Origin of the sequence: Streptomyces sp. CB01249 (assembly GCF_001905735.1) — a bacterium.
Lineage (GTDB): Bacteria > Actinomycetota > Actinomycetes > Streptomycetales > Streptomycetaceae > Streptomyces.
Genome location: NZ_LISW01000006.1, coordinates 1 through 7,283, shown reverse-complemented (window position 1 = coordinate 7,283; position 7,283 = coordinate 1). Strand labels below are relative to the sequence as shown.

Annotated in this window: 5 protein-coding genes; 4 read left to right on the top strand and 1 reads right to left on the bottom strand. The window is 71.0% G+C overall.

Going from position 1 to position 7,283, the window contains the following annotated elements; translation table 11 throughout:
- Positions 1-126: 126 nt before the first annotated feature.
- On the top strand, positions 127-1,542 hold the full coding sequence (locus tag AMK18_RS24885; protein ID WP_073864571.1) for a hypothetical protein: 1,416 nt from the start codon (positions 127-129) through the stop codon (positions 1,540-1,542).
- 77 nt (positions 1,543-1,619) lie between these two features.
- Here the strand turns inward: AMK18_RS24885 and AMK18_RS24880 are convergent, their stop codons facing one another.
- Positions 1,620-1,976: an iron-sulfur cluster assembly accessory protein gene (locus AMK18_RS24880; protein ID WP_018103583.1), complete on the bottom strand. Its 357-nt coding sequence runs from the start codon at positions 1,974-1,976 to the stop codon at positions 1,620-1,622.
- A gap of 234 nt (positions 1,977-2,210) precedes the next feature.
- On the opposite strand from AMK18_RS24880, the gene nadA reads away from it, so the two are divergent.
- The 3 genes from nadA to AMK18_RS24865 all read left to right on the top strand — a co-directional run.
- Positions 2,211-3,407: a quinolinate synthase NadA gene (gene nadA / locus AMK18_RS24875; protein WP_198957082.1), complete on the top strand. Its 1,197-nt coding sequence runs from the start codon at positions 2,211-2,213 to the stop codon at positions 3,405-3,407.
- Between the two features lie 140 nt (positions 3,408-3,547).
- Positions 3,548-4,951, top strand: a complete 1,404-nt coding sequence (locus AMK18_RS24870; protein WP_073864569.1) for a lipase/acyltransferase domain-containing protein — start codon at positions 3,548-3,550, stop codon at positions 4,949-4,951.
- A 2-nt stretch (positions 4,952-4,953) separates the two neighbouring features.
- The coding region (locus AMK18_RS24865) for a caspase family protein (protein WP_241836640.1) at positions 4,954-7,283 on the top strand (2,330 nt) is incomplete at its 3' end.

The following is a 7,283-nucleotide window of genomic DNA, read 5'->3' as shown; positions in this document are numbered from 1 at the left end:
GACAGGCCCTAGGCAGACCCGGGGGAACCAGGTGCCTCGCTGATCCGTCCCAGTCCTGTCCGCCCCACACGGCGGGCCGTGCGCCGGCCAAGCGCACGACGGCGATGCAGGCGAAGGAGCGATCCGGTGAGCACCGAGCGACCCGACAACGACGTGACCACCACCCGGCGGCGTTCCCCGCTGGTCGCGGCCTCGGTGGCGGCCGCCGTCCTGCTGGCCGGTGGCGGCGGAGCGTACTGGGCCGCGACCGCGGCGGACGGCGGCGACGACACGCGGAGCTCCGCGTCCGACGAGGGCTCCACTCCCCCACCCCTGACCCTGGACGACGCCGCGACGCCGACCGCCCCGTCCCGCGAGGGCATCGCCCCCGGCGAGCCCGATCCGCACGGCGGGCGGCTGGTCTATCGCGCGTCCGGGAAGCTGCCGGACGGGCCGGAGAAGGCCGCCGTCCAGCGCGCCGGGGGCACGGTCACGGCCGCCGAGGTCACCCGGCTGGCGAAGGCGCTCGGGCTCTCCGGCACCCCGCAGTCCGAGGCCACCTCCTGGAAGGTCGGCTCCGACGGGGACGGCTCGGGTCCGGTGCTGCGGGTGAACAAGCAGGCGCCGGGCAGCTGGACCTTCACCCGGTACGGCTCCGGTGGCACGGACAACTGCAAGAAGGGGGCCGTCTGCGCGGTGGCCCCGGGTGGCTCCGGGCAGCCCGTGGACGAGAAGACCGCGAAGGCCGCCGCCGCGCCGGTGCTGAAGGCGGCGGGCCAGGACGACGCGGCGCTCGACGCGCAGCAGCTGATGGGCTCGGCCCGGGTGGTCAACGCCGATCCGGTGGTGGACGGGCTGCCCACGTACGGCTGGGCGACCGGCATCCAGGTCGGTCCCGACGGCCAGGTGACCGGGGGCAGCGGAAAGCTGAAGGCCCTGGAGAAGGGCGACGCCTATCCGGTGATCGGCGCGGCCGAGGCGCTGAGGCGGCTCAACGCGGCGCAGCCGCCCGCCGGGGAGATCGGCGGGTGCGCCTCACCGGCCCCGCTGTCGGACGGGGTCAGCTGCGGGGCGAAGACCGGTGCGGAGCGGCCCGCGACGACGGTGACGGTGGAGAAGGCGGTCTTCGGCCTGACGGTGCACACGGCGGGCGGCGAGCAGCTGCTCGTACCGTCCTGGATCTTCTCGGTGAAGCCGGCCGGTGGCCGCGGTGACACGGTCACGCAGGTGGCGGTGGACCCGGAGTACCTGAAGCGGGAGCCGGTGCCGGGCGAGTCGCCGGACGGCGACGGTACGGCGAAGGCCCGGGCGGTCCAGTCGTACAGCGTGGACGGGCGGACGCTCGCGGTGACGTTCTGGGGCGGGGTGTGCAGTACGTACACGGCGAGCGCGCGCGAGGACGGGGACACGGTCCGGGTGACCGTGGAGGAGAAGAAGGCCGAGCCGGGCAAGGTCTGCGTGATGATCGCGAAGGAGCTGACCCGTACGGTCACGCTGGAACGGCCGCTGGACGGCCGGAAGGTCGTGGACGAGGCGTCGGGCTCCCTGGTGCCGCGCGCCTGAGCCACCCGTACGAGATACGACGACGGCGGCCCCGGGATCGGAATCCCGGGGCCGCCGTCGTGACGCTGTGGTGCGACTCAGCTGAAGGAGTCGCCGCAGGCGCAGGAACCCGTGGCGTTCGGGTTGTCGATGGTGAAGCCCTGCTTCTCGATGGTGTCGACGAAGTCGACCGAGGCGCCGCCCAGGTACGGGGCGCTCATGCGGTCGGTGACGACCTTCACACCGTCGAAGTCCTTGACGACGTCGCCGTCGAGGGAGCGCTCGTCGAAGAAGAGCTGGTAGCGCAGGCCCGAGCAGCCGCCGGGCTGGACGGCGACGCGCAGTGCCAGGTCGTCACGGCCTTCCTGCTCCAGCAGGGCCTTGACCTTGGCTGCGGCGGCGTCGGACAGGAGGATGCCGTCGCTCACGGTGGTGGTCTCGTCCGATACGGACATCTGCTTCTCTCCCGGGTTGTACGGAGACTGCTTGCCGACGTTGCAACCGTCGGGGCCGCGGATTCATTCCGGGCCGAGCGCTTGCCTGTTCCCTTCATGCTCGCACACCCGTCCTGTGGGCGGATGCGTCACATTGACACTTTCGGCATCGTCAAAGTGACGTGAAGCGGCTATGATAGATAGCGTCAATTAGACGAAAAGGCTTTCTCCACAGAGAAGTCCGCAGAAGAAAGGGTGCGTGACGTGACCACGGCCCACCCCGTCCAGGATCTCGATGTCCAGCCGACGCCGCTCGCCCTGCTCCTGCTGGGCCGCGACGCCGACCCCAGGAGCGAGCGCGGTGTCGAGTGTCCCGGCGACCTGCCCTCCCCGTCCGACCCGGACCTGGTGGCCCGCGCCCGCGCGGCCAAGGAGAAGCTGGGCGAGAAGGTCTTCGTCCTGGGTCACCACTACCAGCGCGACGAGGTCATCCAGTTCGCCGACGTGACCGGGGACTCCTTCAAGCTCGCCCGTGACGCCGCGGCCCGCCCGGAGGCGGAGTACATCGTCTTCTGCGGTGTGCACTTCATGGCCGAGTCGGCGGACATCCTCACCAGCGACGACCAGAAGGTCGTGCTGCCGGACCTGGCGGCGGGCTGCTCGATGGCCGACATGGCCACCGCCGAGCAGGTGGCCGAGTGCTGGGACGTGCTGACCGAGGCCGGTGTCGCCGAGCAGGTCGTGCCCGTCTCGTACATGAACTCGTCCGCCGACATCAAGGCCTTCACCGGCCGCCACGGCGGCACGATCTGCACCTCGTCCAACGCCGAGCGCGCCCTGGAGTGGGCCTTCGAGCAGGGCGAGAAGGTGCTCTTCCTGCCGGACCAGCACCTCGGCCGCAACACCGCGGTGCGGGACATGGGCATGTCCCTGGAGGACTGCGTCCTCTACAACCCGCACAAGCCGAACGGCGGCCTGACCGCCGAGGAGCTGCGGAACGCGAAGATGATCCTGTGGCGCGGTCACTGCTCGGTGCACGGCCGCTTCTCGGTCGAGTCCGTCAACGACGTGCGCGAGCGCATACCCGGCGTCAACGTGCTGGTGCACCCCGAGTGCAAGCACGAGGTCGTGGCCGCCGCGGACTACGTCGGCTCGACGGAGTACATCATCAAGGCCCTGGAGGCGGCCCCGGCCGGCTCGAAGTGGGCGATCGGCACCGAGCTGAACCTCGTCCGCCGCCTGGCGAACCGTTTCGCCCCCGAGGGCAAGGAGATCGTCTTCCTCGACAAGACGGTCTGCTTCTGCTCCACGATGAACCGCATCGACCTGCCGCACCTGGTGTGGACGCTGGAATCCCTCGCCGAGGGCAAGCAGGTCAACCGGATCGTGGTCGACCCGGAGACGGAGAAGTACGCGAAGCTGGCGCTGGAGCGGATGCTGGCGCTGCCGTAGCGACTGCCGGTGCTGCGGGTAGCGGCTCTTTACACGGAAGGTCCGGACGCGGCCGATTTTGTCCGGACCGGCCCGGAACCCCGTCCCCCGTATCTACGCTGCTGTCCTCATTCGGCGGTGTGGATACGGGGGACAGTCATATGGCGCAGCGCAGCAGGGCCGAGGACCTGGTGGTCGTCGTCCCGGGAATCCTCGGCAGCACGCTCGCGGACGCGGACGGGCACGAGGTCTGGGCGGCCTCCGGGAAGGCCCTGGTGCGGGGCATCCGCACCTTCGGGAAGTCGGTCAAGGGCCTGACGCTCCCGCCCGGCCTGGGCGACGAGCACCCCGGCGACGGCGTACGGCCCACCGGGCTGATGTCCGATGTGCACGCGCTGCCGGGTGTGTGGAAGCCCGTGGACGGGTACAGCAGCCTGCTGAACTGGCTGGAACGGAACTTCACCCTTCACCGCCGCCTGCCGGGCGAGGCGGCCGACGTCCCGGCCAACCTGGTCGGCTTCGCGTACGACTGGCGCCTCTCCTGCCGCTACAACGCGGAGCGGCTGGCCGAGCGCGTGGACGAGGAGCTGGGCCGGTGGCGGGTGTCGCGGGCAGACCGGCGGGACGCGAAGGTGGTCTTCCTCTGCCACTCGATGGGCGGCCTGGTCACCCAGAGCTACGTCGAACAGTGCGGGGGCGCGGAGGTCACGCGCCGGGTGGTGACGCTGGGGACGCCGTACCGGGGGTCGCTGGACGCGCTGCTGTACCTGGTGAATGGGATGCGTTACGGGATCGGCCCGGTCGGCCTCGACCTCACCCCGTTCGCCCGGAGCCTCCCGTCGCTGCACCAGCTCACGCCGGACTACGCGTGCCTGGCGACGGGCGGGCGCGCGTCGCTGCGGTACGCGCGTGAGGTGGCGGGGCTGCCTGGGGTGGATGGGGAGCTGCTGCGCGTCGCGGGCCTGTTCCATGCGGATCTGCGGGAGTCCGGCGCGGGGGCGCGGTACGGGGTGGAGTACGTGCCGGTCGGCGGGGTGCGGCAGCCGACGCCGACGACGGCCGGGGTGGAGGGCGAGACGCTGCGGGCTCTGCTCACCATCGACGGGGTGGACGAGGGGGGCGACGGGCGGGTGCCCTTGCTCTCCAGCCGCCCTCCGGAGGCGAGGAGGTTCGCGCACACCCCGTGGGAGAAGCACGGCTCCCTCCAGAACAACAAGGGCGTCCGCCAGAGCCTCTACGCCTCGCTCACCCCGGAGCCGCCGGTGCACCGGGGCTCGGAGGACGAGGATGTGCCGCTCTCGGTGGAGGCGCCGGAGATTCTGGTGGAGGGGGAGGTGTACGAGATCCGGGCCACGGTGCCCCCGGACGTGCCGGGGCACGATCGGGTCGCGGTCTTCGCGGGAGTGGAGGGCGGTCCGATGCGGACGATGACGAACCGGGGTGGCGGGGTGTACAGCCTCCGGATCAACGGGCTGCCGGTGGGTGGGCATCGGGTGCGGATCGGGACGCGTGTTTCGGCCAATGTCGTGATGACCGCGTTGGTGCTGGTTCTGGAGCGGGGCTGACGATGACGGGTGCGGCGGCGGGTACGGCGCTTTGTGTGGTGTGCGAGGAGTACGCGGACGGGGGGAAGTTTCCCCGGCTCGTGGGGGCGGTGGCCCAGATGGACGAGATCGTGGGGTTGCTGGAGGGGCTGGGGTACGAGGCGCGGAAGGTGGGGGGTGGGGATCCTTCGGCGGACGCGTTTCGGACGGAGAGCGAGGAGTGGTCCGAGGGGTGGGTGGCCACGGGTGACGCCAAACCGGCTCTGGTCATCTGGTCGGGGCATGGGGTGCGGGTCGACGGTCAGACGCGGCTTGTGCTCTCGGACCTGAAGTCCGTCGCCGACGCCGGGCAGTGGAAGACGCGGTTGACGCGGCACGGCGTCACCGCCGCCGACCTGGTCAACGAGGCCGTCGGCTCGGGTGCCGAACACGTCCTGGTGATCATTGACACCTGTTACGCGGGTGGCGGCGCGGTCCCGGCCTTGGAGACGGCTCTCAAGCGCTCGGCGCAGGAGACCGCGCCACCCGGGCACGGCAAATGGTTCGGGTTCCTTGCGAGTTGCCGAGACCACGAGGTGTCGGACGGCAGCGGTCCGCTGCTGGCCGCTCTGGCGAAGGTGCTGAAGAAAGGTCCGGCAGGCAAGAAATACCGCTCCGCGTGGAGTGACCACAACGCTCTCGTCAGCGGCCCGGACCTGATGAAGGCCATCGCCACGCAGTGGGACGGCGAGGGCCAGACGCCGGTTTCCGTGACCACCGGCGACTGGCGCCCCGCCTTCCCCAACCCCCTCCACTCCCCCGAGGCCCCGGCCCGGCTGGTGGAGCACCTGGTGCAGGCCGCACGCGGGGTCGGGCACCGGGAAGAGGGCTGGTTCTTCACCGGCCGTACGAGGGTGCTGGGCCGGATCGTGGAGTGGCTGGACGAGGACGCGCCCGGCCTGTTCCTGGTGACCGGCCCCGCCGGTTGCGGGAAGTCCGCCGTGTTGGGCCGTATCGCTACCCTCGCGGACCCGGAGCAGCGGGCGCGGGCTGTCGAGAGCGGCGCACTGCGCGACGGCGACCCGGACCCGGGTGCCCGGGCGGAACGCACCCTCGCGGCGGTGCACCTGCGTGATCTGACGCCGTTGCAGGCGGCGGAACGGCTGGCCCATGCCCTGAGGTTGCCCCGGCCGCGCAGCACGGACGATTTCCGCGCGGAGGTGCGGGAGTTGTCGCCGCAGCCGGTCCTGGTCATGGACGGCCTGGACGAGGTGCCGGCCGAGCACACGCAGAGCGTGATCGAGGAGCTGGTGTTCCCGCTGAGCCGGTCGGTGCCGGTGCTGCTGGGTTCGCGGGAGCGGGTGTTCCGCAGTCAGCAGGAGGGCCGCGAGACCTTGCCTGAGACTCTGGCCCGTCTCATCGGGGCCCACGTGACGACCGTCGACCTCGAAGACGAACCGCACACGCGGGAGGACATCGGCGAGTACGTGCGGCGCCGGTGCGAGGCGGCCGGGATGGCGGAGGACCCGGTCCGGGAGGCTGGCGCGGCGATCTCGGAGCGGGCCACGGATGTCGGGGGCGGCTTCCTCTTCGCCCGCCTGGTCACCAGCACGGTCCTGGCACGGGTCGCGTCAGGTGAGGACGGGTCTCTGCTGACGGATCTGCCCGACTCCATCAACACCGCGTTCGAGAACGAGCTGCGGGCGGTGCCCGCGCGGGTGCGGGACGACGGCACGGTCCTCCCCTCGGCGGCCTGGGACCTGCTGTCCGCCCTGGCCTGGACGGTGGGCCAGGGGATGCCTGCGGGTGGGGTGTGGGAAGCGGTGGCCGGGGCGCTGGGTGGGGGCGTGGTCTACGACGAGACCGACGTGGACTGGGTGCTGTCGGCCTTCGGCCGCTACATCGTGGAGGACGCGCAGGAGGGGCAGGCGGTGTATCGCCTGTATCACCGGGAGTTCGTTGCGCACCTGAGGCGGCGGGAGGGGCCGGGTGGGGTGGCTGCGGGGGAGGTGGTGCTGCGGACGCTGGTGGATCTCATAAGGCAGCAGGGGGAGGTCGGTGACTGGTCGGGTGTGGACCCATACGTGACAAGAGGGTTGGTGCGGCATGCAGTGGGGCGCGGTGGGGCGGGGGTTGAGGTGCTGCGAGGGTTGGCAGCTTGGGATGAAGAGTGTGGGCTGCCTCATCTGGCTGAGGGTTTGTACGGGTTGTCCATCGCTCTGGCAAGGGCAGGACTCCGCCACGAGGCTTTGCCGTACTCGCGAGAGGCAGTTGACTTCTACGAGGACCTCAACGACAGCCATCCGCATATTTATCGTCCGGGCCTGGCCCGCTCCCTCAACAACCTCGCTACCCGTCTAGCCGAGACCGGAGA